Source organism: Aerococcus sp. L_32, assembly GCF_050689315.1.
Map to the genome: position 1 here is coordinate 1 of NZ_JBOEQF010001050.1, position 647 is coordinate 647.

1 protein-coding gene is annotated in these 647 nt (G+C 40.3%); it reads right to left on the bottom strand.

The features are described from left to right. A partial coding sequence (locus tag ACRCJ0_RS18130) for a metallophosphoesterase (RefSeq protein WP_431391528.1) occupies positions 1-426 on the bottom strand: 426 nt, incomplete at its 3' end. Positions 427-647: the final 221 nt, after the last annotated feature.

Sequence of the window (647 nt, forward strand, 5' to 3'; positions counted from 1 at the left end):
GGTGACGAGTTTGTGACGGCCGGTCTCTAACTTTTCTTCTGTAAAGGCTGGATCATGGTAGGCATGGTTGTACCAACCTGTATGACCGACAACCGCAGTATCCCTGCCCACCATTAATGCTTTGTTTAACAGGCTTTGTGGGTGACTTTTAAAGGTGTCGTGGATAGTCAATGTATGCTTTTTGGCCGACTTTGCTTCCCAGTAATCATGGTTACCTGGTATAAAATAAATCTTGGCGCCGGAATTGGCTTGTAATTTTTCCACAAATGCAATGGTCTTCTCGTAATGGTTAGAGATGTCACCACCGATAAAGACTTCATCCAGTGCTTGGTCGTTGATGTAGGCGGAAAGGGTATGAAGAAAGTCTGTTTCTTGTTGAGTCTTACCGCGGTCGATATGTATATCTGATATAAATCCTAGTTTCATTTGTTTCACCCTTATTCTTGAAATCAACTCTATTCTACCATATGGCTTGAGAATGCATATTAATTGAATTTCTGCGGTCGAAAGCATACCATGAGTTTATACACAAAAACTAGGAGGTATTACATATGGTAGACAATATTCAACCATTCACACAAGATGAATTTGAGAAAGAGATTAAGGATTTCCAAGAGATTACAGCAAGTGTAGCACAAGAGTTCTTG